The sequence below is a fragment of the uncultured Brevundimonas sp. genome (assembly GCF_963975535.1).
Taxonomy (GTDB): Bacteria; Pseudomonadota; Alphaproteobacteria; order Caulobacterales; family Caulobacteraceae; genus Brevundimonas.
In genome coordinates this window covers 18,818-44,140 of sequence record NZ_CAXBHE010000007.1, presented here as the reverse complement: position 1 = coordinate 44,140, position 25,323 = coordinate 18,818, and the positions used below count along the sequence as shown (strand labels likewise).

The following is a 25,323-nucleotide window of genomic DNA, read 5'->3' as shown; positions in this document are numbered from 1 at the left end:
CCGCCCGTCATGCCATGCCCGATCCGCGCCGGGCCCGGCCATGACCTGTATCAAGGCCGGTCCGTCGTCTCAGCGCGCGCCGACCGCACGGCCCGCCGACGCCAGCCGCAGGATGACGTCATCGACCTGGACGCCGCCCCGATCGATGACCAGGTTCTGGTAGTTGCGCTGGCCGTCGGCGGTTTCGGCCTCGACGCTCTCGACCTCGGTGCGGAACTGGCGGCGCAGATAGGTGGCCAGTTCCCCGGCCGTGACCAGACGGTCGCCGTCGCCGTCGGCCGCGCCGGCCATGCCGGTGCGCAGGAAGTGGGACAGATAGCCGCCGGCGCGGAATTTGTCGGCCACGGCGCTGGTCAGGTCCTCTTCCGAACTGAACAGGCCCATGACGCCCGGCCGGTCCACGACATTGCGCGCGAAGCCGCCTGAATAGCAGGAGTCCAGCACCAGCAGGGCCAGTCGCGTGTTCAGGCTGCCGAACAGGCGCGACATCTCGACGTCGTCGATCCGGCCGTCACGCAGCACGATGGATTCGCTGCGACCGTCCGGCTCGAGGCCGCTGACCGGAGTGTCGCTCTGGTCGCCGTGACCCGAGAAGAAGAACAGGAACATGTCGTCGGGACCGGCCTGGGCCGCGACGCGGGCGAAGGCGTCGCGGACGCCGCCGACCGTGGCCTGGGCATTGGTCAGGACGACGCTGGCGCTGTTCAGCACCCCTTCCCGCTGCAGGGCCTCGGACAATTTGATGGCGTCCTCGTCGGTGTAGGACAGATTGTTCTGGACCCCGCCGTAGTCGGAGACCCCGACCATGATCGCGAACACCCGGGCCCCGGACTGCACCGCCGCCTGACGCGGCGATCCCAGGCTGGGCCGGACGCTGAACCGGTAGGATCCCGTCTCGCCCGGCGCATAGGAGGTGACCATCACCTGATAGTCACCGTCCTCGGCCAGGACCGTGTCCAGCCGGCTGTCGGTGCCGTCCTGGCCGTCGTCATTCTCGCGCTGCTCGCCCGAGGGGGTGCGCAGGATGGTATAGGCGTCGAAGGCCGAGGAGGTCAGTTCGACCGCCACCCGTTGTCCGCGTCGACCGGTGAAGCGGTAGGTGTCGACATATTCGCCGCTGTCCAGGGTCTCGTCGCCGCTGCCCAGGGTGCCGGCGACGGTCTGGCCGACGGCGATCCGGCCGCCCGCGCCTGCCCGCTCATCGGCGCGCGACGCCGGCTCGGCCCGCCCCGGCCCGGTGTCGGCCCGCACCGACAGCCGATAGGCCCCCGTCTCCCGGGCCGCATAGCTGGTGGCCGTGATCAGATACGGTCCATCGACCGGCAGGGTCACCCGCAGCCGGCTGTCCGTGCCCCCGTCGGCGTCGTCGTTGAAGGCCGAGAAATCCTCGGGGCCGCTGATCGCCAGGTAGGGGTCGAAATCGCCCGAGGCCAGACGCAGGTCCAGCCGCTGACCGCGCCGCCCCTCGAAGACGAAGCTGTTGGTATACTCACCGCTCTCCAGCGAGCGATCCGACGGGCTCAGCCAGCCTTCGCGGGTCTCGCCCAGGCGCAGGGTCTCGACCTCCGGACCGGCCTGCGCCACCGGCGGCCGGGACCCGCGCCCGTCGAGGCTCAGCACATAGGGGCCGGTCTCGCCGGCGGCATAGCTGGTCGCCGCTACCGTGGCCTCACCGTCAGCCGGGGCGGTGAAGCGGATGCGGCTGTCGCGCGTGCCGCGCCGGGCCGGATCGTCGTCATTGTCCTCGCTCAGCCCCCCGGGGCCGCGCACCAGCAGATAGGGGTCGAAGCCCTCGGCCCTGAGCGTCAGCTCATAGCGCTGCCCCCGCCGCACCGGCAGGGTATAGCGATCGACGAATTCCCCGCCGGTCAGGGTCTGGTCGCCCCGCGCCAGCTCACCGCGGGTCGACCCGGTGCCCAGCACGCCCCCGGTCGGCTGCGTCACGTCCGTCCGCGGCACGGCGATGGCCCCGCCGATCAGGCTCAGCCGATAGGTCCCCTGCTCGCCGCCCTGGTAGCTGGTCGCCGAGATGCTGTAGGCACCGTCCGCCGGCAGGCGCAGGTTCAGCAGGGCACCGCGGTCCGACTCCGAGGCGTCGTCGTTGTCCTCGGAGAAATCGCCCGGGCCGCGCACCATCAGATAGGGATCGAAATCGTCAGAGGTCAGGCGCAGGCCGATCTGCTGTCCGGCCCGGCCCCGGAATTCGTAGAGGTCCCGGTATTCCCCGCTGTCCAGCCGGTCATCGCCCTCCCGCAGGGTCCCCGTCACCTCACTGCCCAGGCGCAACGGCTGCTGCGCCAGGGCCGGGACGGGCGAGACCATGACGGCCAGGGCCGAACCGGCGAAGAGAATGATCCTGAACATGCTACCCCCGTGAGAAATCTGGCCGGGACCCAAAGCTTGGCCGCTACGATTAACCCTCAAATAACAGGAATCGACCGACAGGAGTCGCCCGCACCACCATTCGGCCTTGTTCATGCCGCACATGGCCGCCCCCGCGCCCCCTGTACGCCCGCCCTGTGGCTGGCCCCTGTCGCCCCGGCGCCCTACGGAATCTGTATGCCCTTCCCCGCCAGCCACCCCGCCCTCGATCGCGCCCTTGCCGAACGCGGCTATGCCGAGCCCACACCTGTCCAGTCCGCCGTTCTGGAGGCCGCGCCCAACACGGACGGCAGCGGCCGCGACCTGCTGGTCTCGGCCCAGACCGGCTCGGGCAAGACCGTCGCCTTCGGCCTCGCCCTGGCCCACACCCTGCTGGGCGGGGCCGACCGGTTCACCGAATACGGCGCGCCGGTCGCCCTGGTCATCGCCCCGACCCGCGAACTGGCCCTGCAGGTCTCCAACGAGCTGCAGTGGCTGTACGCCCAGACCGGCGCGCGCATCGTCTCCTGCGTCGGCGGCATGGACCCCAAGGTCGAACGCCAGGCGCTGAACCGCGGCTGCCACATCGTCGTCGGCACGCCCGGCCGCCTGCGTGATCACCTCGAGCGCGGATCGCTGGACCTGACCACCCTGAAGGCCGTCGTGCTGGATGAGGCCGACGAGATGCTCGACATGGGCTTCCACGAGGACCTGACCTTCATCCTCGAGACCGCCCCGGCCGAGCGCCGGACCCTGATGTTCTCGGCCACCCTGGCGCGCGACATCGTGCAGCTGGCCAAGACCTATCAGAAGGACGCGCTGCGCATCGACACGGTCGCGGGCAACGCCTCGCACGCCGACATCGAATACAAGGCCATCCGCGTCGCCCCCAACGAGGTCGAACTCGCGGTCGTCAATGTGCTGCGCTATTTCGAGGCCCCCGGGGCCCTGGTGTTCGCCAACACCCGCGAGCGCGTCAAACACCTGACCTCGTCCCTGCGCGAGCGCGGCTTCTCGGTCGTCGGCCTGTCCGGCGAACTGACCCAGAGCCAGCGCTCCGAGGCCCTGCAGGCCCTGCGTGACGGCCATGCCCGCGTCTGCGTCGCCACCGACGTCGCCGCCCGCGGTCTGGACCTGCCCGATCTGGGTCTGGTCATCCATGCCGAGATCCCGGTCAACAAGGCCGGCCTGCTGCACCGTTCGGGCCGCACCGGTCGCGCCGGCAAGAAGGGCGTCTCCGTCCTGCTGGTCAGCTACACGCGCCGCCGCAAGGTCGAGATCATGCTGAACTCGGCCTCGATCACGGCCGAATGGTCGGGCCCGCCCAGTGCCGAGATGATCGTCGCCAAGGACCGCGAGCGCATGCTGGCCGATCCGGTGCTGATCGCCCCGGTCGAGGACGAATCCATGCTGGCCCTGGGCAGGCAGCTGCTGGAGACCAGCTCGCCCGAGCAGATCGCCGCCGCCCTGATCCGCCTGTACCAGCAGAAGCTGCCGGCCCCGGAAGACGTCTATGACGACGAGCGGATGAAGCGTCAGCAGAAGGCCGGGGTCAACGACAAGGGCCAGCCGGACATGCCCTATACCGACTTCGCCCGCGGCGGCGACATGAGCTGGTTCCGCATCAATGTCGGCCGCGACAAGAACGCCGATCCGAAATGGCTGATGCCGACCATCTGCCGCCTGGGTCATGTGACCAAGCGCGACATCGGCTCGATCCGCATCTTCGATCGCGAGACCAAGTTCGAGATCACCAAGGAGGCCGAGGCCAAATTCCTCGCCGCCATCGCCACCGGCCTCGAGGACGGGGTCAAGATCGACTCCGCCGTGGCCCCCGGCCCGCGCGAGCCGGCCGAGCGGCGTCCGCGTCCGGGCGGCAAGCCTTACGAAGGCCGGTCCGAGGGCGGCGAGAAGAAGCCCTGGGTCAAGCGCGAGGCCCCGGCCGACGGTGAGAAGAAGCCGTGGGTCAAACGCGACAGTGCCGCCCCGGCCGGTGAGAAAAAGCCCTGGGTCAAGCGCGAGGCTCCCGCCGATGGCGAGAAGAAGCCCTGGGTCAAACGCGACAATGCCGCCCCGACCGGCGAGAAGAAGCCCTGGGTCAAGCGTGAGGCTCCGGCCGACGGCGAGAAGAAACCCTGGGTCAAGCGCGAGGCTGCGGCCACGGGCGAGAAACAACCCTGGGCCGGTCGCGTCGACATGGGCGCGGCCGAGAAGAAGCCCTGGGTCAAGAAAACCGACGGCGGCAAGCCCGCGCCGTCCGGCGAGAAGAAGGCCTGGGCCCCGAAATCCGACGCGGCCGCACCGGCCGCCGCCGGGGATCAGGCCTGGAAGGGCAAGCCCAAGGGCGGCGACCGTCCCTGGGCCCCCAAGGACGCCCGCGGCAAGCCGCCGGCAAAGCCCTACAAGGGCAAGACCCCGCGCAGCTGATGACGTCGGTCCGGCCCCGGTGATCCGGGGTCGGCTCGGTCAGGCCGGATAGCGATCGCGCATCGTCTCGACATCCCAGACACACAGGTCCCGCAGGGCGTCGACGTCCACCTTGTCGAGGCGCGGGATGTAGAGGCAGGACACACTGGTCTTGACCGGCCCCAGGCGTGCCATCAGATCCGGCCGTGCCGCCTCGAACCCGGCCATGATGTAGAGGGTCAGGGCCGTCTTGCGCGGCGAGAAGCCGATGATCGGCCAGATCCCCTCACGTCCGCTGGCATAGACGTACTGATAGCGGCCGAAGCCGACGATCGACGGGCCCCACATCACCGGGGGATGGCCGCTGACCTCTTCCAGCATGCGACAGACCGTGTCCGCCTCGGCGCGACGGCGCGCGTCGGGCACAGCGGCGATGAAGTCGGCCACGCTGGCCTCGGTCGGCAGGGTCTTGGGGGCGTCAGCCATGCGGGCTCCGAGTTCGCTGGACCGCAGTGTGACGCCGATCACCGCGCAGGGGAACCGTTCAGACCGGCGACCAGTCGTCGGGGGCCAGCTCGAAACCGCCGCCCAGGTTCAGTCCCGGCGCGACCGTGGTGCCGATCAGGGTCCAGGGGCCGAGACTGCGCGCCGTGCGCCAGGCCCCGGCCGGCGTCGCCAGCTGCGGCTGCTGGTCACCGGTCAGGCCGGGGCCGACGGTGGCGGTGACGGTCACCGCCCCGGCGATCTGCATCTCCAGCGGCGCACCGTCGTAATACTGCCAGAGCTCGGTCGCCGCGACCCGGTGCCAGGTCGACACCTCGCCCGCCGCCAGCAGCAGATAGGCGGTCACCCCCATCGACTGCCCGTCGACCTCACGGGGATCGCGGAAGATCTCGCGATGATGCCCGCCCCCCTCCAGCGGCTGAAGCTCGAGCAGGGCGATGATTTCGGCGGCGGTCATCATGGGTCGAATCGGGTCCGGGTGGCTTGCGGGCACCCTAGCGCGGGCGTCACCCGGACACAGCCGGTCCTCGTCGGCGCGGCGCAGCCCGGAGCGACGACGTCAGTGCGCGGGCGACCACCCCTCCGGGGTCCAGCCCGGCGGGGCCAGTTCAAAGCCGGCGAAGTCGAAGCCCGGGGCCACGGTACAGCCGACCAGGGTCCAGTCGCCCCGGCTCTGCGCCGCCTGCCACACGCCGGTCGGCACGACACCCTGCGGCGTCTGGCCGGCCGCCAGATCGGTGCCGAGGATGATCACGCCCTGCCCCTCGACGCTCAGGGCCAGAGGGGCCCCGGCGTGGAAATGCCAGATCTCGACCGCATCGACCCGGTGCCAGTGCGACCGCTCGCCCGCCTTCAGCAGGAACAGGATCGCCGTCGACGCCGCCCGCCCGTCGACCTGCCGGGGATCACGAAAGGTCTCGCGATAATGGCCGCCCTCGGGATGGGGCCTGAGGTCGAGAAGGCGGATGATCTCGTCAGCGGTCATGAGGAATACAATCTATCCGTGTTACACTTACGGCATGCCAATCATCTCGATCTTCTTCGGTATCGTGGTTCGCATCAATTTCCGCGACCACGCGCCGCCGCATCTCCATGCGCTTCATGGTGACGCCGAAGCCCTGTTCGAGATCCGGACCGGTCAGGTCATCGCCGGTCGCCTGCCACGCCGCGAGACCCGTTATATGGTAGAGTGGATGTCGACACACCGCGACGACCTGATGCGGAACTGGGATCTGGCGTCGACGGGGCAAGCCACCTTCAGGATCGAGGGTCTGAACGATGAGTGAGATCAGGATCGTAACCGCCCGCCGGGTCAGGCCCCTGCCCGACTACCGGCTGGAGATTGTGTTCAGCGACGACACCATGGGTGTGGTTGACCTCAGCGAGTTCGTGACCCTGGGGCCGATAACCGAGCCGTTGGGTGACCCCGCTTTCTTTGCCCGCGTCTTCCTTGAGACGGGCATCCCGACCTGGCCCAACGGCTGCGACATCGACCCGATCAATGCGCGAATGACGCTGGCGGCAAAGGGTGCGCTGCGGCCGGTGACGGCGGCGGCGTGATCAAAATCGACGTCGGCCCGGCTCGGCCACCAATTGATGGCCGTCCTGCCAGACGATTTTTCCGGGATCGCGGGTGGTCACCACCTCGACATGAATGCCGCATTCCTTGAGCGCGATCTTCAGCCGGTGCATCTGGCGAATATGGTCGACGGCCTCAGGCTTGAACCACGACAGGCCCGTCTGTCCGTCCTGAATCCAGTCGCCCTTCGAGAAGCGTTCGCGGCCGGTGGCGAAACTGGCAGGTCGGGCCAGATTGTCGGTGAACCAGTCGTTCAGAACCTTCAGCTCGGCCAGAGCCCAATCGGGGGCGACGTCACTGTCCTCTGCAAGGTGGACGGCCTGAAACACGCCGAGGCGGTTTCGCTGCCTTTCGACCGTGTGAAAGCAGACGAAGCGGACGTAGGTCTTGTCAGGTTGAGCCATCGCGGGCCGGCCTCACAGGATTCCGAGCGAGCGCAGCCATTGCTCGACCTGCCCCGGCCATTCGCGTGTGATCGGATCGGCGGTCGGGCGCAGGCCGTAGGCGTGGCCGCCCTTCGCGTAGAGGCGCAGGTCGACCGGGACGCCCGCATCGTTCAGCGCCAGCGCATAGGCCATGGGCTGGCGTATGTCGTCGACGGAGTCGTTCATGGCGTGGATGATCAGCGTCGGCGGCGCGTTCGGGCTGATGGTCACCCAGGGGGCCAGTTCGAGTTCGTTGCGCCCCTTGCTGGTGTCCAGGACGCGGGCCGTATAGGCGACGATCGCGAAGTCGGGCCGCGGCGACTGTCGATCCGCCGCATCGGTCAGCGGATAGGTGCGCGCCTCGGTATTGCTCATGTTGGTCACGAGATAGGCACCAGCGGAAAAGCCGATGACCCCGATCTTGTGCGGATCGATGCCATAGGATCCGGCCTGCTCGCGCAGCAATCCCATCGCGCGCTGGGCGTCTTCCAGACCCAGCAACACGTCCGGCCGCCGCTGATGCCCGTTCTCCCTCGGCCACACCTGGGGCGTCCGGTATTTCAGCACGACGCAGGTCATGCCCTGCCGGACGACCCAGTCGCAGATTTCGGTACCCTCGAGGTCCATCGCCACCGCATGGAAGCCGCCGCCGGGCAGGACCAGCATCGCGGCCCCCGTATTGCGTCCCTTTGGCCGGTAGATCGTCATGGTCGGACGGGTGATGTAGGTGGCCCAGTGCCACTTCCGGCCGGCGACGAGCGGCGAGCCGTTGCCGGTCGTCTCGGGGTGATCGCCGCTGTCGGGTTTGGCGAGAGGGACGGTTTCGGGCCAGAGCGGAATCTGGGTCCCGTCGGCGGTCGGCTGCCAGACACCTTCGCGTTCCACCTTGGGCACCTCGACCCGGGCGGACGGGTCGGCGGCCGGGCTGGGCTGACGGGTCTGCTCGCCCCGCTCAGGCTCGCTGACGGGATCGGCCTGACGACAGGCGGCCCCCGCCAGGCAGATCGCCAGCAGCAGGGGCGCGATGCACCATCGCCGTACGGTCATCGCGTCTCTCCCCCGGCGTGCGCCCTAAAGCGCCTTCACGATCCCCTCGACCATCTTCTTGGCGTCGCTGAACAGCATCATGGTGTTGTCGCGGAAGAACAGTTCGTTCTCGACCCCGGCATAGCCCGAGCTCATGCCGCGTTTGATGAACAGCACGGTGCCGGCCTTGTCGACGTCCAGCACCGGCATGCCGTAGATCGGGCTCTGCGGATCGGTCTTGGCGGCGGGGTTGGTGACGTCATTGGCCCCGATGACGAAGGCCACGTCGGCCGAGGAGAACTCACTGTTGATGTCCTCCAGCTCGAACACCTCGTCATAGGGAACATTGGCCTCGGCCAGCAGCACGTTCATGTGGCCGGGCATGCGGCCGGCGACGGGGTGGATGGCGTATTTCACCTCGACCCCCTCTTCCTTCAGCTTGTCGGCCATCTCGCGCAGGGCGTGCTGGGCCTGGGCCACGGCCATGCCGTAGCCGGGCACGATGATGACCTTGGAGGCGTTCTTCATGATGAAGGCGGCATCCTCGGCACTGCCCTGTTTGACCGGCCGGGTCTCGGCCGCGCCCTCGGCTCCCGCCGGTCCCGCATCCCCGCCGAAGCCGCCGAGGATGACGCTGATGAAGCTGCGGTTCATGCCCTTGCACATGATGTAGCTGAGGATCGCACCGGACGAGCCGACCAGCGCCCCGGTGATGATCAGGGCGATGTTCTCCAGCGTGAAGCCCAGGGCCGCCGCGGCCCAGCCGGAATAGGAGTTGAGCATCGACACCACCACCGGCATGTCGGCCCCGCCGATGGGGATGATCAGGGTCGCGCCGAGGACCAGGGCGATGGCGAACACCCCCCAGAAGGCCCAGATCGCGCCGCCGCCGGTGCCGATCAGGATGCCGATCAGGAACACCAGGGCCAGGGCCAGGCCGATGTTGATCAGATGCCGGGCGGGCAGGATGATCGGCGCGCCGCTCATATTGCCGTTCAGCTTGGCGAAGGCGATGACCGAGCCGGTGAAGGTCACGGCCCCGATGGCCACGCCCAGCGACAGCTCGATGATTGACAGGGTCTTGATCCCGCCCAGACCGTTGGAGATGCCGAAGGCCTCGGGCGCATAGACGGCCCCGATGGCCACGAGGCAGGCGGCCATGCCGACCAGCGAGTGGAAGGCCGCGACCAGTTGCGGCATCTGCGTCATGGCGACCTTTTTGGCGATCAGGGCCCCGGCTCCGCCGCCGACGATCACGCCGCCGGCCAGCAGGGCCACGGTCATGCGATCCAGCGCCCCGGTCGTGCCGAGCGTCAGCAGGGTCACACCGATGGCCAGCCCCATGCCGACCATGCCGAAGGTGTTGCCCCGCCGGCTGGTCTCGGGACTGGACAGTCCGCGCAGGCTGAGAATGAACAGCACGCCGGCCGCCAGATAGGCCAGAGCCGCGATGGATGCATTCATGGCGTCCCCCTCATAATGTTCACCCTAGACGAAGCCGACACGGGCCGGCTGCGCCGGATCGTTGGTGGCCCGCGCGCGCGCCTCGCCATCCTTGACCATGGCGATGGCCACGACCCCGGAACCGCCCGTCTTGGTCAGGATGCACCAGCCGTTGTCGACCGGCAGCCGTCCGCGCATGGCCCCCTGGCCGCTGCGGGTCAGGCCGTTGGCCCAGTGTTTGCGATCGTAGCGGCTCATGTCCATGGTCACCGGCGAGAAGCGGCAGGCCAGCGCCCAGCTGGCCCCGCCGGGCGCGGCCACAGACCAGGGCAGACCGGCGGCCCGCACGGTGCCGACATGGGTCTGGGCCGAGGCCCCGCCCGCCAGGCTGAAGACGACGGCGGCGGCGGCGGCCGCGGCAAGCCGGGCGCTCATCGCTTGCCGGATCCCGGCTGGCCACTGGTGCGGTCCAGCCGCCACAGGGCCGCGGCGATGAAGATCGGCGACAGCACCACCCAGGCCCAGTCGAACACCGTCATCGGCCGCGTCTGGGCCACGACGCGCAGCAGCACCGAGCCGAACATCAGCACCACGGCGAAATCCTGGAAGCGCAGCCGGCGAATGGCGTCGCTCTCGCGCACGAAACTCCAGATGAACAGGCCCAGCCCGGCCCCCGTGGCCACCCACGAGACGATGGTCGCGAACAGATGCAGGTCGAAGATCATGACGCCACCGGCAGACGCGCGGCGATCACGCGTCCGCGCCGGACCGCCTTGACGCCCTCGACCGCGAAGAAGCCGGCGAGCACCGCCATCACACAGGCCTGCAGCAATTGGTCGTCACCCAGATGGATCAGCGCCCGCCAGATCCAGAAGGCCGCGAACAGCGGATAGATGATCGCCGCCACCACGCGCTCGACGCGCGTGCGCAGCGTCGGCTCCAGCCGGGCACCGAGCAGCGCGGCCCCGAGGGCCAGGACCACGGCGACCGGTATCAGGGCGGTGAAGATCATCGCCGTCGTCATGCCCCGGGCTTCTCCTTCTTGCGGTACATGGCCAGCATGCGCCGGGTCACCATGAAGCCGCCGAAGATGTTGACGCTGGCCAGGGTCACCGCCAGCACGCCCGCGCCCTTGGCGATCATGGCATTGGGACCGGAGACGTCCCCCGAGATCGAGGCCGCGGCGATCAGGCCGCCGACGATGATCACGCTGGAAATGGCATTGGTCACCGCCATCAGTGGCGTGTGCAGGGCCGGGGTCACGCTCCAGACGACGTAATAGCCGACGAAGATGGCCAACACGAAGATGGCCAGACGAAAGACGGTGGGGTCGACGTGTTCCATCAGCCGCGTACTCCTTCATGCACCACGGCCCCGCCGTGGGTGACGACGGCGGCCTTGAGAATCTCGTCCTCGAGGTCGAGGGTCAGGGCCCCGTCCTTGATCAGCAGGCCGGTGAAGGCCAACAGGTTCTTGGCGTACAGGGCGCTGGCGTCGGCGGCGATGCGACCCGGCAGGTTGGTGTAGCCGACGATCTGGACCCCGTTGCGGGTGGTGACCACCTCGCCGGCCCTGGCGCCCTCGACATTGCCGCCGGCCTCGACCGCCAGGTCGATCAGCACGCTGCCCGGCTTCATCGTCGCCACCTGTTCGGCCGTGACCAGCACCGGCGCGGCGCGGCCCGGGATCAGGGCCGTGGTGATGACGATGTCCTGTTTCCGGATGTGTTCGCCGGTCAGGATCGCCTGTTTGGCCTGGTATTCGGCCGACATCGGCTTGGCATAGCCGCCGGCGGTCTGGGCGTTCTTGAACTCCTCATCCTCGACGGCGAGGAATTTGGCCCCGAGGCTCTCGACCTGTTCCTTGGTGGCGGGGCGCACGTCGGTGGCGGTGACCACCGCCCCGAGCCGCCGCGCCGTGGCGATGGCCTGCAGCCCGGCAACGCCGACGCCCATGATGAAGACCTTGGCCGGGGCGACCGTGCCCGCCGCCGTCATCATCATCGGGAAACCCTTGCCAAAGGCATAGGCCGCCTCGATCACCGCGCGATAGCCGGCCAGATTGGCCTGGGACGACAGGGCGTCCATCACCTGGGCGCGGCTGATCCGCGGCACGAATTCCATCGCGAACGACGTCAGATTGGCCCCGGCCATGGCCGCCACCGTGTCCTTGTCGCGGAAGGCGTCCAGCAGGGCCACGACGATGGTCCCCGGCTTCATCGCACTGGTTTCCTGGGCCGTCGGACCGCGCACCTTCAGCAGGATGTCGGCCCGGTCCAGCACCGCCTTGGTGTCCTTGGCCACGGTGACCCCGGCCTCGACATAGTCGGCATCGGGAATGGACGAGCCGGCACCGACGCCGGCCTCGACCGTCACGGTCGCGCCCATGGCGATCAGCTTTTTCGCCGTCTCCGGTGTCAGGGCGCAGCGGGTCTCGCCTTCCCGGCGTTCGCGCGTCACGGCAATGGCGATGGCCAAGCGAATCTCCCCTGTTCCGACTGAACCTGTCGACGTTAGGCCCAACCGCCAGCACGCGTCAAAGACGGGCTGTCGTCCGGGGGCGGATCAGACGGCGGCGGGGTCGTCGCGCGCCTCGGACCGGCGCTCCAGCGGCAGGCGGATCTCGAACACGGCCCCGCCGGCCGGCCGGTTGTGCACGGTGACCGTGCCGCGGGCCTGATGCGCCATCCCGGCCACCTGGGCCAGACCCAGGCCCGTGCCCTGCTGTTCAGCCTTGGTGGTGAAGAAGGCCTCGAACAGCCGGTCGCGGGTCGCCTCGTCGATGCCGGGGCCCGTGTCGGTGACCGTGATCACCGCCTCCTCGCCAGCCGCTTCGGCCCGAACCGTAATCGTGCCGGTACCGTTCATCGCATCGCGGGCGTTGATGACCAGATTGACCAGGGCCACCTCGAACTGGTCCAGGTTCAGTGTCACGGGCAGCGCTTCCGCATCCGCGGCGACCTCCAGCAGCACGCCGCCACCCGCCGACTGGCGCAGCAGATCCGTCATCCCCCGGGTTGCGGACCCGACATCCACCACCGTCAGTTCGGCACCGCCGTCCCGGGCGAAAGCCAGCAGCTGGTTGACCAGCCGCGACCCGCGTCGCGCCGCCTCCAGCCCGTGCGCCGCAGCCTGTTTGATCGGCTGGGCCTCGGCCCGGGCCTGGATACGTTCCAGATTGACCAGAACCACCGTCAGCAGGTTGTTGAAGTCATGCGCGACGGTGCTGGCGAACTGACCGATGGCCTCCGTGCGCTGGCGGTCGAACATCATCTGCGCCTCGCGCCGTCGCAGGGTGATGTCGCGGAAGGCCCAGAGAATCAGGACGCCCGCGACCAGCAGCGACAGGAAGGCCCCGCCGACGATGGCGATGAAGCGCCACAGTCGCGGCGAATCCAGCACATTGCGGTTGACCGCGAGGTGCACCGACCAGCCGGTATCCGGGGACACCCGGTAGGAGGTGTAGTTGACCAGCCCCTCATAGGTGGTGCCCTCATAGGTGCCCGCCCCGCCACGATCGACCGCCCGACGGACATAGATGGTGGCCGGCTTTCCGACACGATCCACATAGTCCAGCGACCGGGCGGCGAACCGCCCCTGGCGATCGACGATGGCCCCGACCTGTCCCGGCTCCACCCCCTTCATCAGCAGCGTCTGAAACTGGGCGGGATCGGTCAGGGCGACCAGGTACTGGCCGCGCCGGCCCGGAATCGGTTCGGCGATGGCGATACAGGGACAGGGCGCGCCGTTGCGCCAGACCGAGGCCGTCGGCAGGGGCCGGGGCTGCCGGGCCGCCATCCGGTCCGTCGTGTCCATCAGGACATCGCCGTCGCCCTCGATAACCAGGACCCCCTTCCACCCGGGCAGCAGGTCGACCGCCTGCAGGGCGCGGTTGCGGAAGCTGGCCACATCACCCTGTTGCAGGGCGTTGGCCGTGGTCAGCACCCGCAGGGCGTTGCGGTCGGACAGCAGCTGGGCGTCGATGTCGGCCAGCGTCTGCTGTACCGTTTCCGCGGCGCGGCCCTCGACACGCTCGCTCTGACGCGTCAGCGCCATCGTCAGCGACACCGCGAACAGGATGACCGTCGGCAGGGTCAGCGCCGCAGCGAAGACCAGCAGGGCGCGTTGGACTGAGGTAATACCTTTAAGCAAGAACCACTCCCGTTCCGCGCCTAAAGGCGCGAGGCACGGCCAAGGTTCCGCCCGTCGGCGCAATCACCTGCGTTCGGTGATGTTTTCCGGGGACCCCGGCCGTCTTCAAACCACCCGGGCGGGGGGCAGACGGTGGCCGGTCGGCCCGAACCGCTCAGTGGGCTGCAGGCTTGGAGCGCAGCGCGAACCAGCCCGCGACCGCCAGAACCGCGGCGGCGATGAAGCCGGGGACGAAACTGCCACCCGGCTGGAACCACAGGGTCAGCAGCGTCAGCAGGACGGCGATCGCCAGCGAGCCCCATTTGCTCAGGGTGATGAACAGGCTGAAGGTCGCCTTCTGCTCATCGATCGCCTGGGAGCCGTGCACATAGGGGTGGGCGGCGGTGGGCTTGCGGGGATCGGCCATGGGAAGTGTCCGGACAGAGGGAGTCGATGCGCCGTCTTATAGCGATGCCGGCGTCCGGCTCAAGGGCCGGGACCCGCGTCTAGTCGAGCGAGGCCAGAAGATCGCGGGTGAAGGCGGCGATATCGAAGCGATGGCCCGCCGGATCCTCGCCGCGCCGGACGATGACGACCTTCCGGCTGGGCACGATCACCACATACTGTCCCCGGTTGCCGAAGGCGGCGATGGTGTCGGCGGGCACGCCGTCGGACCGGTTCATCAGCCAGAAGGTCGCGCCATAGCCGAACTCGCCCTCGGGCTGCGGTCCCGACGGCCGCGAGACATGGGCCAGCCAGCCCTCGGGCAGGATCCGCTGCCCGTCCTGGATCCCGTCGTCCAGATACAACAGGCCGAAGCGCGCCAGGTCGCGGGCGGTGGACCACACCTGGCTGGACAGCATGTAGTTGCCGCGCCAGTCGGTCTCGGCCACCGTGTCCTGCATGCCCAGCTGCGCGAATAGGGCGGCAGGCGGATGCTCGGCGAAGGTCGGCGCGATACTCATCACCGCCAGCAGGATGTCGTTGTTGGCATAGCGGTAGCGGCTACCGGGCCGGGCCAGCAGCGGCCAGCCGGGCACCTGTTCGTCGACGGTGGTGCCGCCGAAATACAGGGCGTCGGTGCGGTTGCCGGCCGTGTCGCTGGTCAGGCCCGAGGCCATGCGCATCAGCTGATCGAGGGTGATGGCCCGGCGCGGGTCACCCTCGACCTGCCAGTTGGCGATGGCGGCGGGAGCCTCGACGTCGACCTCGCCGCGCTGCACCGCCGCGCCGATCAGGGTGCCGGCCAGGCTCTTGGCCACCGACCAGGTCCGTTGCGGCACGTCGGGGCCGAAGCCGGGGGCATAGGATTCGCTGATCAGATGGCCGTCCTGAACCACGACGACCGCCGTCGTGTCGGTGCCGTCGCCATACGCCTCGCCCATGGCCCCGACGACGGCGACGGCAAAGCCCGGACCGTCGCCGCGCAAGGCGGCGACCGGGATGTCGACCCCCGGCGGTGCCGTCGGCGACGCCACGGCCGCCGGTGCCCCGGCCGGGCCGGTCCAGCCGACCGGCAGGATCGAACACCCGCCCCCGTCGCGCCAGACCGCCACGCGCGGCGGCATCGCCGTGTCCCAGTCGACGCTGACCCGCGGTCCGTCAAAGGTCGCGTTCAGGTCCCGGATCAGCGGATCCAGCGTCGGATAGATGCCGACGAACTCATGGGCCGCGACGCTTTCGGGGCTGCGCGCACCGCCCGCCGCCCGGGCGTTATGAATGGCGCTGCACAGGGTCAGGGCCTTGTAGCCCGCCGCCGAGGCCCGCGCCTCGGCGCTGGCGGACGGCGGGGTCTGGGCCATGGCGGGCGGGACCAGCGGGGCGACGGCCAGGACGACCGCAAGGATCAGGGTGCGCATGGACCGACGCTCGCGCGCCGGACCGCCGCCGTCAATCGCTTCGGATCAGACCAGCGCCTCGAACTGGTCGATCAGCCGTTCCAGCCGGCGGCAGCCGATGGTCCAGAAGGCCGGGTCGCGCGGGTTCAGCCCGAACGGGGCCAGGGCCTCGACATAGGTGCGGGTCCCGCCTGCAGCCAGCAGGTCGCGGTACAGGGGGGTAAAGGCCTCGGGGTCCTTCGCCCGGGTCTCCATCAGCGCCGCCACCAGCAGGTCACCGAAGGCATAGGCATAGACATAGAAGGGGGCGTGGACGAAATGGCTGACGTAGCTCCACCAGTGCTCATAGCCGGGGTTGAGCGTCACCGCCGGACCGAGCGCCGCGCCCATCTCCTCCATCCAGATCGCGCCGATGCGCTCGGCCGAGACCTCGCCCGCGGCCCGCTCGTCGTGAAAGCGGGTCTCGAAGCGGTGGAAGGAGATCTGGCGCACCACGGTGTTGAGCCCGTCCTCGATCCGCCCGGCCAGCAGGCCACGCTGCTCGTCCTTCGGCGCCGTGGCCAGCAGCCGGTCGAAGGTCAGGCCCTCGGCGAAGATCGAGGCGGTCTCGGCCAGGGTCAGGGGGGTGTCGGCCAGCAATGTGCCCTGGTCGGCGGCCAGGGTGTTGTGCACCGCGTGCCCCAGTTCATGGGCCAGGGTCAGGACGTCGCGGCGCTCGCCCATCCAGTTCATGAACACATAGGGATGCCGGTTGGCGCTGACCGGGTGGCAATAGGCCCCGGACTGTTTGCCCGCCCGCGCCCGGCCGTCGATCCACGGCTTGTCGAAGAAGCGCCCGGCCCGTTCGGCGAACTCGGGACCGAGGTCGGCGAAACTCTCCAGCACCAGGGCCTTGCCCTCGGCCCAGTCAAAGCCGCGCGGGGCGCTGGTCTCGATCGGGGCATTGCGGTCCCACTGGTCCAGCGTCGGCTTGCCCAGCGCCTTCGCCTTCAGCGCATAGTAGCGGTGCGACAGTTTCGGATAGGCGGCGGCCACGGCCTCGGCCATCGCGTCGACCGACTCGCCGTCGACCTCATTGGCCAGGTGGCGGCTGTCGGCGGGGCGTTTGAAGCCGCGCCATTTGCTTTCCAGCGCCTGGTCGGCGGCCACGGTGTTGATCACCAGCCCCAGGGTCGCGCTGCGGGCCGCCAGGGCCGCGTTCAGCCCCTCGGCCGCCGCCTTGCGCCGCGCCGCCTTGGGATCGCTGAGCCGGTTCAGGGTCTCGGCCAGGGTCAGGGACTCCTTGCCGACCGACACCGTCATCGCCGCCAGGGTCTCGTCGAACAGGCGCGGCCACTGCGCCATGATCGGCATGCTCTCGGCGATGAAGGTCTCCAGTTCTTCCGACAGTTCATGTGGCTTCATCGCCCGCACCCGGCGCAGCCACGGGGTCCAGCGCGCCGCCGCCGGCACCGCCTTCAGCGCCGCGGCCAGCTCGGACTCGTCCAGCTGGTTGATCTCCAGCGTCACCCACACCGTCGGGGTGACGATGGCCGTGGTCTTCTCGCGCAGACTGGCCTCGAATCCCTGGGCCGCCGCGTCATTGCGATCGGTCGAGGCGGCGAGGAAGGCATAGGCCCCCAGCCCGCCCAGGGCCTCGGTTGACTGTTCATACAGGCTGATGACCCGGTCCAGCGTCGCACCCAGCGCCGCCGCGTCGGCCCGTTGGGCCAGCATCTGCCCCTGCAGGCCGGTCAGCTCGGCCACCAGCACCCGGCCCCGCTCCAGATCGGCCGCGATGCGCGGGTCGGTGCGCGAGGCATAGAGGTCGGACAGGTCCCACAGCGGGGCGTCGGCGGTCGGGGCGGTCGGGGCTTTGAAGGGTGCGTTCATGCCCTCTAGTGTGGGCAGGGCCACCCCCCGGCGCAACCGCGCCGCCCCCCGGATCGTCGCGGCAACCCGGCTCCCCTTTCAATTGCCCGGTGCCGGAGGCAACCTCCGGTCACGCTTCGGTCTGGGGGACGCGCGTATGACCATCTTCGGCGACAATGAGACCGGCGGCGGCACCGGCCGCGCCAGCCTGACCACCGGCGACCGGCGCGGTCTGGCCCTGGCCCGTATCGGCATCGGTCTGGCCCAGGGCCTGGTCCTGTATCTGCTGTGGCGTTCGGTCGGCACCGGCTTCGGCGCGGATGCCGTCCGTGCCTGGCCGGCCACCATCCCGACCCTGTTCGCCCCCCTGTTGCTGGTCAGCGCCTTCCTGCCCGTGGTGCTGCTGGCCGGGGTCGGACGGCTGCGTCTGACCACCCTGGCGCTCTGGACCGTCGTGGCCGGCGTGACCCTGGCCCTGCTGGCCTGGCACGACGTGGCGCGTCAGTCGCCGGGCGCGCTCCAGGAGCCGCCCTTCCTCACCTTCCCCATGGTGGCCTTTACCGCCGCCGCCCTGTTCATTGCCCACCATCTGGTCGTGCCGGCGGATCAGGCGCGGCGACGGTTCGCCCCGTTCCCCGCCTATTTCGACACCGCCTGGAAGGCCGGGGTCCAGCTGGCCCTGTCGATCGGCTTCACCGGGGCCTTCTGGATCCTGCTTCATCTCGGCGCCGCCCTGTTCAACATCATCGGGCTGAAATTCCTCGAGGACCTGCTGGACAAGGAGTGGTTCGCCATTCCGGTCACCACCCTGGCCTTCGCCATCGCCGTGCAGCTGACCGATGTGCGCGACGCCCTGATCCGCGGCGTGCGGTCAGTGGTGCTGATGCTGCTGTCGTGGCTGCTGCTGGTGATCACCGTGTTGGTGGCGGGCTTCCTCGCCGCCCTGCCCTTCACCGGACTCGACGGCCTGTGGGACACCGGCAGCGCCACCGCCCTGGTGCTGGCGGCGGCGGCGGCCCTGATCATCCTGATCAACACCGCCTATCAGGACGGCCTGGCCGACAACCTGCCGCCGGTGGTGCTGCGCATCGCGGTGCGCGTCGCTGCCGTGCTGCTGACCCCGCTGATGGTCATCGCCGTCTGGGGCCTGGCCCTGCGCATCGGCCAGCACGGTCTGACGCCGGACCGGATCATCGCCGCCGCCTGTACCGTGGTCGGCTTCGCCTATGCCGCCGGCTACGGCTTCGCCGCCCTGCAGCCGTTCTGGCGGCGCGGCGACTGGATGCGCCCGCTGGAGCCGAGCAATGTCGCCACGGCCATCCTCAGCGTCGGCGTCATCCTGGCCCTGTTCAGCCCCCTGGCCGACCCGGCGCGGCTGTCAGTCGCCGACCAGACCGCCCGGCTGGCGCGCGGCGCGGTGACGCCCGACACGTTCGACTACCGCTTCCTGCGCTTCGAAAGCGGTCGCGCCGGCGAGGCCGCCCTGGCCCGGTTGGCCGCCTCGACCAATGCCGACATCGCCAACCGGGCCCGGGTGGTGCAGGCCGCGACGGACCGCCACGACAGTCGCGTCGGGGCTCCGCCGGTCACACCCGTGTTCGCGGTCTGGCCGGCCGGCACAGTCCTGCCGGCCGGGTTCACGGCCACGGTCCCCGCCGATGACGAACGCGCCCATTGCGACCAGCCCGATGAGTGCGTCGTCACCCTGATGGACCTGAACGGCGACGGCCCGATGGAAATCCTGCTCGCCCGACAGCACGGCGTCGTCATGTACAGCCGGGCCGAGGATGGCGTCTGGACCGAGACGGGTCGGGCAACCCAGTCGTTCTGCCCCGGCGAGACGCGGATCGATCCGCGCGACGCCCTGAAGGCCGGAACCGTTAAGCCGGTGGCCCCGCTCTGGGCCGACCTGTCGCTGGACGGCTCGACCCGGATGCGGCTTGCGCCGAACGGCCCCTGCGGCCCCCCGGGCGAGCCGCACCGTTAACCCCCGACTCACCACCCCTTCCAACCCGATCTTCACCTTGCCGGAGGTAAAACCGTCCCGAAACGAGCCAGTCCCGCTTGAATGAGGACGGGCCGTAACCGGTGATGACAAGGGGTGTTTCTGCCATGGCCAAGACTGTTCTGGTGGTCGACGACGACCCGACCCAACGCCGCCTCGTCCAGGCGGTGCTGGAGCGCGAGGGCTATGCCGTGGCCCAGGCCGAGAGCGGCGGCGAGGCCATCGACCGTCTGACCAAGGGCGGCGGGGCCGACGTGATCCTGCTGGACATGGTCATGCCGCGCATGTCGGGCCTGGAGTGTCTGGCCGAGATCCGCACCGCCGGGATCACCACCCCGGTCATCGTCCTGACCGCCAACGGCGGCATCGAGACCGTGGTCAAGGCCATGCAGGCCGGGGCCCAGGACTTCTTCGTCAAGCCGGTCTCGGCCGAGCGCCTGCTGATCGGCGTGCGCAACGCCCTGCAGCTGACCCAGCTGACGGCCGAGGTCGGGCGACTCAAGAAACACGTGGCCGGTCGCACCACCTTCGACGATCTGGTCGGCACCAGCCCGGCCATGCGGATGGTCAAATCCCTGGGCACCCGCGCCGCCAAATCGACCATTCCGGTGCTGATCACCGGCGAGAGCGGCGTCGGCAAGGAAGTCATCGCCCGCGCCCTGCACGGCGTCAGCGACCGCGCCGGCAAGCCGTTCGTCGCCGTCAACTGCGGGGCCCTGCCCGCCAACCTCGTCGAGTCGATCCTGTTCGGCCACGAGAAGGGCAGCTTCACCGGCGCCAGCGACAAACACCTCGGCAAATTCATGGAAGCCAACGGCGGCACCCTGTTCCTCGACGAGATCGGCGAACTGCCGCTGGACATGCAGGTCAAGCTGCTGCGCGTGCTGCAGGAGGGCGAGGTCGACCCCGTCGGGGCCAAGCGCGCGGTCAAGGTCGATGTGCGCATCGTCTCGGCCACCAATCGCGACCCGGCCCAGCAGGTCAAGGAAGGGGCCTTCCGCGAGGACCTGTTCTATCGCCTCAACGTCTTCCCGATCGAGGCCCCGTCCCTGCGCGAACGGCGCGAGGACATCCCGGCCCTGATCGAGCATTTCGTCGCCCGCTTCAACGTCGAGGAAGGCCGCCGCATCGCCGGCTGCGCCCCCGAGACCATCGCCCTGCTCAGCGCCTTCGACTGGCCCGGCAATGTCCGCCAGCTGGAAAACAGCGTCTACCGCGCCATCGTCCTGGCCGACGCGCCCTTCCTGCAGCCGCACGACTTCCCGGCCATCTCCGGTGTTTCCGCCTGTCTTCTCCCCATGGAACATGGGGAGGGGGACCGCGAAGCGGTGGAGGGGTCCACCACCAACCCCGCCGAGCCCTATGCCAACCTGCCGCCCCTGCCGGACACGCCGATCCGCATCCTCGACGACCGCGGCCACCTGCGCACGCTGGAAGACATCGAACGCGACCTGATCCAGCACGCCATCGAGGTCTATGCCGGCCACATGTCCGAGATCGCCCGCCGCCTCGGCATCGGCCGCTCCACCCTGTACCGCAAGGTCCGCGAACAGGGGCTGGAAGGCGTGCTGAAAGAGGCGGGGTGAGGCTCGGACCAGACCCTCGCCCGGACACCCTCTCGCCCCCGATTGACGGCAGGACCCTGTTGCGCCGATCTTCCGTCCTCTGACACGCAGCGATCGAGGAGACCGACATGCACAAGGGCTCCTGCCTGTGCGGGGCGGTTCGGGTCGAGGTGACGGGGGAACTCCCCGCCCCTGACGCCTGCCACTGCCGCCAGTGCCGCAAACAGTCGGGGCACTATTTCGCCTCGACCGACGTGCCCCGCGCCGCCCTGACGGTCCACGGCGCGGACAGCGTCCGCTGGTACGCCTCGTCGGAGAAGGTCCGGCGGGGGTTTTGCGCGGTCTGTGGCACGTGGCTGTTCTGGGACCCGCTGTTTCGCGACTCGATCGCCGTCGCCATGGGGCTGTTCGACACGCCCACCGGCACCCGGCTCCGGGGACATATCTTCGTGGCCGACAAGGGCGATTACTACGACATCGCCGACGGCCTGCCGCAGAACCGGCAATAGAGCGGACTACAGCCCGACGGCCAGACTGGCCCAGACCAGCAGGAAGGCCGCCACGATCGCGATGGCGGCGACAACCCGCCAGGCCCGCCGGCCGATCCGCCGGGAGGCCAGTTCCCAGCCGCCGAGGGCGACCGCCAGCAGGGCCCCGAAGACGATGAAGTCGAATGCGGTCCAGTTGACCTCGTCGGTCAATTGCATCGCCACCAGCGGCAGCAACAGCAGCAGTCCCGCCCCGCCCCACAGGACCGGGTTCCATCGGCCCCGCGCCCGGCCACCGGTGTCCATCGTCTTCGCCATTGCCTTCACTCCCTGCATGGGTAACGCTTTGACCCTGCCCTGCGCCGGGATGAGCGAAAAGAGGCGGGATAAACGCGCTTCCCTCGCCCCCGGGAGAGGGCCGTCACTCGGGCTCCGCCTTCGGCTTCCGCCCCCAGCGCCGCTTCGGGGCCTCGCCCTTGGCCTTGGCGGTGATTTCCTTGAGCTTGCGGCCCTGCATCGACGACAGGGCCTGGCCGGGCGCGCCCTTTTCGGGGTCACCGAAGGCGCGGCCGTAGGTCTTCACCCGCTCGCCGACCGAGTCGAGGAACTCGCCCTCCCACTCCGACAGCGAAACGCCCGCCTTCTCGGCCGAGCGGCGGGCGCGTTTCAGGGCGTTGAGCGCGGCACGCTGCGCCGCCTGACGCTGGGCTTCGAACGGGCTGACGGGCCGCTTGGGTTTCATGGGGTGTAGGGCTTAGGTCTTAGGTCTTAGGGCTTAGGCCGAAGCCTACACCTGCCCTGCCCGCGTTGTCGCCCGTCAGGCTGCTCCCTAAGACCCAAGCCCTAAGCCCTAATTCCTCGGCTTCAGATCTCGCCCAGCGCCGACATATAGAGGTCGAGGATCGCATCCTCTTCCTGGCGCTTGGCCTTGTCCTGTTTGCGGATGCGGATGACCTTGCGCAGGATCTTGACGTCGTAGCCCTCGCCCTTGGCCTCGAGGAAGACCTCCTTCATGTCGGCCATGATGGCGGCCTTGTCCTCCTCGAGTCGCTCGAGACGCTCGATGATGGTGCGCAGACGGCCCTGGGCCGTGGCGTTGAGGATGTCCGGGCTGGCGTCAAAGGTGGCGTCATCGGCCATGGGGATCTCCTCGGGTCAGTACAAAACTCAGGCGCGGACGCTAACCATGCCGGGGCGAAAGCCTCAACGGCAGGCACGAAAAAGGCCGCGGACAAAGCCCGCGACCCTGTGGGTAGTTCAGAACCGGCTGCGCAAACGCCCGTCGCGCGGCGACGGGCGGCTTGAGCGCCGTTCCTAGCCCTGCTTCGCCTTGAAGCGCGGGTCGGTCTTGTTGATCACATAGACCACGCCCTTGCGGCGAACGATCTTGCAGTCGCGATGGCGACCCTTGAGCGACTTGAGCGAGCTACGGACCTTCATGGTCTTGTCCTGGGCAATGCAAACAGAAAAGCCGCAGGCGAGCCGGCGGCGGAGCGGTGCGTATAGAGAGAGGGGGCCACTTCGTCAACGCCCTGCTGCAGATGCCTCGCGCCACCGCTCCACATCGCGCTCAGGCAGCGCGGGACCGCGTCCCTCGCGTTAGCGCCCTCAAGAAATGGAGGCCCGGCCTCCGGATCGAACGGAGGGTCTGCGGGGTTGCACCCCCGCCGCGTCACCACTCCGCCACCGGGCCATCGAGAGGAACCCGGCGACAATGACCGATGCGGCCTTCAACGCGGTATAGGAAGGTGGTTAGCGGCAATTTCATCTTTGCCTGCGCCCAGTCGGGGCAACAATTTCATCATTCACGCGCTAGCGTTGTTCAAGTCGTCGTCGGGGACATATGTCTAAAATCATGCGGTTCAGCACTCGCCTCCTTTTGATCGGCAGCGTCGCCGCCTGCGCGCCGATGCTGCCGGAGCGACTGCCGCCCCTGCCCGGGCCGGTCGCGACGGTGCCTGCCCCGGCCCCCACGCCGGTGCCCGCGCCGGTGCCGGCACCGGTGCCGCCCCAGGCCGACGCCAATGACCAGGCCGGGTTCGAGGGCTGGAAGCAGGGTTTCCTGTCCCGCCACGGCGGCAACCGCCGCGCCGCCTATGAGCGTGAACTGGCCGGGCTGACCCCCGACGCCACGGTTCTGCGCCTCGACCGCAACCAGCCCGAGTTCAGCCGCCCCGCCGGGGCCTATATCCAGAACGCCGCCAGCCCGGCGCGAATCGCCCAGGCGCGTCAGCGCTATGACCGGGTGCCGTGGGCGGTGACCCAGCGATTCGGCGTCCCGGCCGAGATCCTGGTGTCGATCTGGGCCAATGAGAGCAGCTTCGGCCAGGTCCAGGGCGACCATGACGTGATCCGCTCGCTGGCCACCCTCGCCTATGACGGCCGCCGCCGCGACTGGGCCGAGGCCCAGCTGAAGGATGCGCTCGACATCGTCGTCGACGGTCGCCGCGATCGCGCCGGCCTCAAGGGCAGTTGGGCCGGGGCCATGGGCCAGACCCAGTTCATGCCCGACAACTACCTCCGCCTCGGCGTCGACCAGGACGGCGACGGCAAGGTCGACATCTGGGGTTCCGAGGCCGACGCCCTGGCCTCGGCCGCCAATCTGCTGGCCCGGGCCGGCTGGAAGCGGGGTCAGGCCTGGGGCTATGAGGTCACCCTGCCGTCCGGCTTCGACTATGCCGAGGCCGAGGGGCCGAAACATCCGTGGCGCTTCTGGGCCGCGCGCGGCGTGACCCTGGCCCGCGGCGGCACGCCGACGGCGGCCGAGGCGCTGGAAGACGCCACCCTGCTGCTGCCGCAGGGCGCGCGTGGACCGGCCTTCCTGGCCCTGCCCAACCACTATGTGATCCGCCGCTACAACAATTCGGTCAGCTATGCCCTGGCCATCGGCCTGACTGCCGACGGCATCGCCGGCAAGCCCGGTCTGGTGGGCACATGGCCCGACGACGCCCCGCTGTCGCGCGAGCAGCGTATCGGCACCCAGGCGGCCCTGACCCGGCGCGGCTATGACACCCAGGGCATCGACGGGGTCATCGGCTCCAACACCCGCGCGGCCCTGCGCCGCTGGCAGATCGCCAACGGCCGGATCGCCGACGGCTATCTGACCGCCGAAATCGCCAATGAGCTGATGAGCGCGCGCTGATCACCGGCACCCCGCCGCACGCCTGAGGGCGCGCGGCGGGGGCTCGTCTCAGTGCTGGTGGGCGGGTTCCGCCGCGGCCTCGGGGGCCGGATGATGTGCGCCGTGGTCCATGCCGGCCATCCCGGCACAGGACGCCATCATGGCCTCGTGTTTGGCCTTCATTTCCGCATGCTGCTCGGCCGTCATGGTCGAGGGGTCCATGCCCGCCATCATGGTCTGGTGGTGTTCCATCATCGCGGCATGTTGCTCGGGCGTCATGGCCGAATGATCCATGCCCGCCATGCCGTGACAGGCAGGCGCGTCAGCGGCCGGAGCGGCCTGACCCATGGCGGCATGTCCGGCGTGACCGGCATGGGCGTCAGCGGCCGGGGCCGCGGGCGCGGTCTGGGTCATGGCCGCGTGTCCGGCGTGGCCGGCATGCGCGTCCGGCGCGGTCTGGGCGGCCACGGGGCCGGCGGCGAGCGCGGCCAGCAGGCCGGCGATGGCGAGCGACGAAACCTGGATTCTGGTCATGGGGTGTCTCCGGTGAGCGCCGCCGGTTCGCCCTGCCCCGGAGCAGG

The 25,323-nt window shown here is 69.4% G+C and carries 28 protein-coding genes and 1 tRNA gene; 7 read left to right on the top strand and 22 right to left on the bottom strand.

Annotated features, from left to right (window positions below; genetic code table 11):
- Positions 1-69: 69 nt before the first annotated feature.
- Positions 70-2,364 (bottom strand): pre-peptidase C-terminal domain-containing protein, encoded by a 2,295-nt coding sequence (locus AACZ75_RS11005; protein WP_339872902.1) that lies wholly within the window; start codon positions 2,362-2,364, stop codon positions 70-72.
- Positions 2,365-2,559: 195 nt separating this feature from the next.
- On the opposite strand from AACZ75_RS11005, the gene AACZ75_RS11000 reads away from it, so the two are divergent.
- Complete coding sequence (locus AACZ75_RS11000) at positions 2,560-4,788, top strand: DEAD/DEAH box helicase (protein ID WP_339872901.1); 2,229 nt, start codon at positions 2,560-2,562, stop codon at positions 4,786-4,788.
- A gap of 39 nt (positions 4,789-4,827) precedes the next feature.
- On the opposite strand, the gene AACZ75_RS10995 is transcribed toward AACZ75_RS11000, so the two are convergent.
- From AACZ75_RS10995 to AACZ75_RS10985, 3 genes are all read right to left on the bottom strand, one after another.
- A complete protein-coding gene (locus AACZ75_RS10995) occupies positions 4,828-5,253 on the bottom strand; it encodes a DUF1801 domain-containing protein (protein WP_339872900.1) in 426 nt (141 codons plus the stop codon).
- Between the two features lie 58 nt (positions 5,254-5,311).
- On the bottom strand, positions 5,312-5,731 hold the full coding sequence (locus AACZ75_RS10990) for a cupin domain-containing protein (RefSeq protein WP_339872899.1): 420 nt from the start codon (positions 5,729-5,731) through the stop codon (positions 5,312-5,314).
- A gap of 99 nt (positions 5,732-5,830) precedes the next feature.
- Positions 5,831-6,256, bottom strand: coding sequence for a cupin domain-containing protein (locus AACZ75_RS10985; RefSeq protein WP_339872898.1), 426 nt, complete (start codon positions 6,254-6,256; stop codon positions 5,831-5,833).
- 34 nt (positions 6,257-6,290) lie between these two features.
- On the opposite strand from AACZ75_RS10985, the gene AACZ75_RS10980 reads away from it, so the two are divergent.
- Positions 6,291-6,557 carry a DUF4160 domain-containing protein gene (locus tag AACZ75_RS10980; protein WP_339872897.1) on the top strand — a complete coding sequence of 89 codons (267 nt, stop codon included), beginning with the start codon at positions 6,291-6,293 and terminating at the stop codon, positions 6,555-6,557.
- Complete coding sequence (locus AACZ75_RS10975; protein ID WP_339872896.1) at positions 6,550-6,831, top strand: DUF2442 domain-containing protein; 282 nt, start codon at positions 6,550-6,552, stop codon at positions 6,829-6,831. Before AACZ75_RS10980 ends, AACZ75_RS10975 begins: the two co-directional genes overlap by 8 nt.
- Here AACZ75_RS10975 and AACZ75_RS10970 read toward each other — a convergent pair whose 3' ends face one another.
- From AACZ75_RS10970 to AACZ75_RS10915, 12 genes are all read right to left on the bottom strand, one after another.
- Positions 6,832-7,254 carry a hypothetical protein gene (locus AACZ75_RS10970; RefSeq protein WP_339872895.1) on the bottom strand — a complete coding sequence of 141 codons (423 nt, stop codon included), beginning with the start codon at positions 7,252-7,254 and terminating at the stop codon, positions 6,832-6,834. It abuts the gene before it with no gap.
- 12 nt (positions 7,255-7,266) lie between these two features.
- Positions 7,267-8,322 (bottom strand): alpha/beta hydrolase, encoded by a 1,056-nt coding sequence (locus AACZ75_RS10965; RefSeq protein WP_339872894.1) that lies wholly within the window; start codon positions 8,320-8,322, stop codon positions 7,267-7,269.
- A 24-nt stretch (positions 8,323-8,346) separates the two neighbouring features.
- The gene (locus AACZ75_RS10960; protein WP_339872893.1) at positions 8,347-9,765 is read right to left on the bottom strand and encodes an NAD(P)(+) transhydrogenase (Re/Si-specific) subunit beta; all 1,419 of its coding nucleotides are present in this window, start codon (positions 9,763-9,765) and stop codon (positions 8,347-8,349) included.
- A gap of 24 nt (positions 9,766-9,789) precedes the next feature.
- Complete coding sequence (locus AACZ75_RS10955; protein WP_339872892.1) at positions 9,790-10,179, bottom strand: hypothetical protein; 390 nt, start codon at positions 10,177-10,179, stop codon at positions 9,790-9,792.
- On the bottom strand, positions 10,176-10,469 hold the full coding sequence (locus AACZ75_RS10950) for a hypothetical protein (protein WP_339872891.1): 294 nt from the start codon (positions 10,467-10,469) through the stop codon (positions 10,176-10,178). The genes AACZ75_RS10955 and AACZ75_RS10950 overlap by 4 nt, the downstream gene beginning before the upstream one ends.
- Positions 10,466-10,768, bottom strand: a complete 303-nt coding sequence (locus tag AACZ75_RS10945) for a hypothetical protein (RefSeq protein WP_339872890.1) — start codon at positions 10,766-10,768, stop codon at positions 10,466-10,468. Before AACZ75_RS10945 ends, AACZ75_RS10950 begins: the two co-directional genes overlap by 4 nt.
- The gene (locus AACZ75_RS10940) at positions 10,765-11,088 is read right to left on the bottom strand and encodes an NAD(P) transhydrogenase subunit alpha (protein WP_339872889.1); all 324 of its coding nucleotides are present in this window, start codon (positions 11,086-11,088) and stop codon (positions 10,765-10,767) included. The genes AACZ75_RS10945 and AACZ75_RS10940 overlap by 4 nt, the downstream gene beginning before the upstream one ends.
- The gene (locus tag AACZ75_RS10935; protein WP_339872888.1) at positions 11,088-12,221 is read right to left on the bottom strand and encodes a Re/Si-specific NAD(P)(+) transhydrogenase subunit alpha; all 1,134 of its coding nucleotides are present in this window, start codon (positions 12,219-12,221) and stop codon (positions 11,088-11,090) included. Before AACZ75_RS10935 ends, AACZ75_RS10940 begins: the two co-directional genes overlap by 1 nt.
- 87 nt (positions 12,222-12,308) lie before the next feature.
- Complete coding sequence (locus AACZ75_RS10930; RefSeq protein WP_339872887.1) at positions 12,309-13,895, bottom strand: ATP-binding protein; 1,587 nt, start codon at positions 13,893-13,895, stop codon at positions 12,309-12,311.
- A gap of 154 nt (positions 13,896-14,049) precedes the next feature.
- On the bottom strand, positions 14,050-14,301 hold the full coding sequence (locus AACZ75_RS10925; protein WP_339872886.1) for an aa3-type cytochrome c oxidase subunit IV: 252 nt from the start codon (positions 14,299-14,301) through the stop codon (positions 14,050-14,052).
- Positions 14,302-14,380: 79 nt separating this feature from the next.
- Entirely contained in the window at positions 14,381-15,733 is a 1,353-nt protein-coding gene (locus AACZ75_RS10920; protein ID WP_339872885.1) for a serine hydrolase, read from the bottom strand.
- 45 nt (positions 15,734-15,778) lie between these two features.
- Complete coding sequence (locus AACZ75_RS10915) at positions 15,779-17,584, bottom strand: M3 family oligoendopeptidase (protein ID WP_339872884.1); 1,806 nt, start codon at positions 17,582-17,584, stop codon at positions 15,779-15,781.
- 136 nt (positions 17,585-17,720) lie between these two features.
- Here AACZ75_RS10915 and AACZ75_RS10910 point away from each other — a divergent pair, with 136 nt between their 5' ends.
- The 3 genes from AACZ75_RS10910 to AACZ75_RS10900 all read left to right on the top strand — a co-directional run bounded on the left by AACZ75_RS10910 (position 17,721) and on the right by AACZ75_RS10900 (position 21,642).
- Positions 17,721-19,550: a DUF4153 domain-containing protein gene (locus tag AACZ75_RS10910; RefSeq protein WP_339872883.1), complete on the top strand. Its 1,830-nt coding sequence runs from the start codon at positions 17,721-17,723 to the stop codon at positions 19,548-19,550.
- Positions 19,551-19,675: 125 nt separating this feature from the next.
- On the top strand, positions 19,676-21,154 hold the full coding sequence (locus AACZ75_RS10905) for a sigma-54 dependent transcriptional regulator (RefSeq protein WP_339872882.1): 1,479 nt from the start codon (positions 19,676-19,678) through the stop codon (positions 21,152-21,154).
- Between the two features lie 107 nt (positions 21,155-21,261).
- A complete protein-coding gene (locus tag AACZ75_RS10900) occupies positions 21,262-21,642 on the top strand; it encodes a GFA family protein (protein ID WP_339872881.1) in 381 nt (126 codons plus the stop codon).
- A 6-nt stretch (positions 21,643-21,648) separates the two neighbouring features.
- On the opposite strand, the gene AACZ75_RS10895 is transcribed toward AACZ75_RS10900, so the two are convergent.
- The 5 genes from AACZ75_RS10895 to AACZ75_RS10875 form a co-directional block, all read right to left on the bottom strand.
- Positions 21,649-21,939, bottom strand: a complete 291-nt coding sequence (locus AACZ75_RS10895; protein ID WP_339872880.1) for a hypothetical protein — start codon at positions 21,937-21,939, stop codon at positions 21,649-21,651.
- Positions 21,940-22,042: 103 nt separating this feature from the next.
- On the bottom strand, positions 22,043-22,363 hold the full coding sequence (locus AACZ75_RS10890; protein WP_339872879.1) for a hypothetical protein: 321 nt from the start codon (positions 22,361-22,363) through the stop codon (positions 22,043-22,045).
- Positions 22,364-22,485: 122 nt separating this feature from the next.
- On the bottom strand, positions 22,486-22,761 hold the full coding sequence (locus AACZ75_RS10885) for a DUF2312 domain-containing protein (RefSeq protein WP_300443780.1): 276 nt from the start codon (positions 22,759-22,761) through the stop codon (positions 22,486-22,488).
- A gap of 174 nt (positions 22,762-22,935) precedes the next feature.
- On the bottom strand, positions 22,936-23,061 hold the full coding sequence (ykgO, locus tag AACZ75_RS10880) for a type B 50S ribosomal protein L36 (RefSeq protein WP_006274063.1): 126 nt from the start codon (positions 23,059-23,061) through the stop codon (positions 22,936-22,938).
- A 176-nt stretch (positions 23,062-23,237) separates the two neighbouring features.
- Positions 23,238-23,314 (bottom strand) — tRNA-Cys (locus AACZ75_RS10875).
- Positions 23,315-23,476: 162 nt separating this feature from the next.
- Between AACZ75_RS10875 and AACZ75_RS10870 the strand changes: the two genes are divergently transcribed.
- Positions 23,477-24,763 carry a lytic murein transglycosylase gene (locus AACZ75_RS10870; RefSeq protein WP_339872878.1) on the top strand — a complete coding sequence of 429 codons (1,287 nt, stop codon included), beginning with the start codon at positions 23,477-23,479 and terminating at the stop codon, positions 24,761-24,763.
- Positions 24,764-24,811: 48 nt separating this feature from the next.
- On the opposite strand, the gene AACZ75_RS10865 is transcribed toward AACZ75_RS10870, so the two are convergent.
- Entirely contained in the window at positions 24,812-25,276 is a 465-nt protein-coding gene (locus AACZ75_RS10865) for a hypothetical protein (RefSeq protein WP_339872877.1), read from the bottom strand.
- Positions 25,277-25,323: the final 47 nt, after the last annotated feature.

Excerpts from the sequence above, each read along its gene's own strand:
- AACZ75_RS10955 (WP_339872892.1), bottom strand. The coding sequence starts at position 10,179 with ATGAGCGCCCGGCTTGCCGCGGCCGCCGCCGCCGCCGTCGTCTTCAGC.
- AACZ75_RS10970 (WP_339872895.1), bottom strand. The coding sequence starts at position 7,254 with ATGGCTCAACCTGACAAGACCTACGTCCGCTTCGTCTGCTTTCACACG.
- AACZ75_RS10925 (WP_339872886.1), bottom strand. The coding sequence starts at position 14,301 with ATGGCCGATCCCCGCAAGCCCACCGCCGCCCACCCCTATGTGCACGGC.
- AACZ75_RS10885 (WP_300443780.1), bottom strand. The coding sequence starts at position 22,761 with ATGGCCGATGACGCCACCTTTGACGCCAGCCCGGACATCCTCAACGCC.
- ykgO (WP_006274063.1), bottom strand. The coding sequence starts at position 23,061 with ATGAAGGTCCGTAGCTCGCTCAAGTCGCTCAAGGGTCGCCATCGCGAC.
- AACZ75_RS10980 (WP_339872897.1), top strand. The coding sequence starts at position 6,291 with ATGCCAATCATCTCGATCTTCTTCGGTATCGTGGTTCGCATCAATTTC.
- AACZ75_RS10995 (WP_339872900.1), bottom strand. The coding sequence starts at position 5,253 with ATGGCTGACGCCCCCAAGACCCTGCCGACCGAGGCCAGCGTGGCCGAC.
- AACZ75_RS10895 (WP_339872880.1), bottom strand. The coding sequence starts at position 21,939 with ATGGCGAAGACGATGGACACCGGTGGCCGGGCGCGGGGCCGATGGAAC.
- AACZ75_RS10905 (WP_339872882.1), top strand. The coding sequence starts at position 19,676 with ATGGCCAAGACTGTTCTGGTGGTCGACGACGACCCGACCCAACGCCGC.
- AACZ75_RS11000 (WP_339872901.1), top strand. The coding sequence starts at position 2,560 with ATGCCCTTCCCCGCCAGCCACCCCGCCCTCGATCGCGCCCTTGCCGAA.
- AACZ75_RS10900 (WP_339872881.1), top strand. The coding sequence starts at position 21,262 with ATGCACAAGGGCTCCTGCCTGTGCGGGGCGGTTCGGGTCGAGGTGACG.
- AACZ75_RS10950 (WP_339872891.1), bottom strand. The coding sequence starts at position 10,469 with ATGATCTTCGACCTGCATCTGTTCGCGACCATCGTCTCGTGGGTGGCC.
- AACZ75_RS10940 (WP_339872889.1), bottom strand. The coding sequence starts at position 11,088 with ATGGAACACGTCGACCCCACCGTCTTTCGTCTGGCCATCTTCGTGTTG.
- AACZ75_RS10910 (WP_339872883.1), top strand. The coding sequence starts at position 17,721 with ATGACCATCTTCGGCGACAATGAGACCGGCGGCGGCACCGGCCGCGCC.
- AACZ75_RS10965 (WP_339872894.1), bottom strand. The coding sequence starts at position 8,322 with ATGACCGTACGGCGATGGTGCATCGCGCCCCTGCTGCTGGCGATCTGC.
- AACZ75_RS10975 (WP_339872896.1), top strand. The coding sequence starts at position 6,550 with ATGAGTGAGATCAGGATCGTAACCGCCCGCCGGGTCAGGCCCCTGCCC.
- AACZ75_RS10890 (WP_339872879.1), bottom strand. The coding sequence starts at position 22,363 with ATGAAACCCAAGCGGCCCGTCAGCCCGTTCGAAGCCCAGCGTCAGGCG.
- AACZ75_RS11005 (WP_339872902.1), bottom strand. The coding sequence starts at position 2,364 with ATGTTCAGGATCATTCTCTTCGCCGGTTCGGCCCTGGCCGTCATGGTC.
- AACZ75_RS10960 (WP_339872893.1), bottom strand. The coding sequence starts at position 9,765 with ATGAATGCATCCATCGCGGCTCTGGCCTATCTGGCGGCCGGCGTGCTG.
- AACZ75_RS10870 (WP_339872878.1), top strand. The coding sequence starts at position 23,477 with ATGCGGTTCAGCACTCGCCTCCTTTTGATCGGCAGCGTCGCCGCCTGC.
- AACZ75_RS10945 (WP_339872890.1), bottom strand. The coding sequence starts at position 10,768 with ATGACGACGGCGATGATCTTCACCGCCCTGATACCGGTCGCCGTGGTC.
- AACZ75_RS10990 (WP_339872899.1), bottom strand. The coding sequence starts at position 5,731 with ATGATGACCGCCGCCGAAATCATCGCCCTGCTCGAGCTTCAGCCGCTG.
- AACZ75_RS10865 (WP_339872877.1), bottom strand. The coding sequence starts at position 25,276 with ATGACCAGAATCCAGGTTTCGTCGCTCGCCATCGCCGGCCTGCTGGCC.
- AACZ75_RS10920 (WP_339872885.1), bottom strand. The coding sequence starts at position 15,733 with ATGCGCACCCTGATCCTTGCGGTCGTCCTGGCCGTCGCCCCGCTGGTC.
- AACZ75_RS10985 (WP_339872898.1), bottom strand. The coding sequence starts at position 6,256 with ATGACCGCTGACGAGATCATCCGCCTTCTCGACCTCAGGCCCCATCCC.
- AACZ75_RS10915 (WP_339872884.1), bottom strand. The coding sequence starts at position 17,584 with ATGAACGCACCCTTCAAAGCCCCGACCGCCCCGACCGCCGACGCCCCG.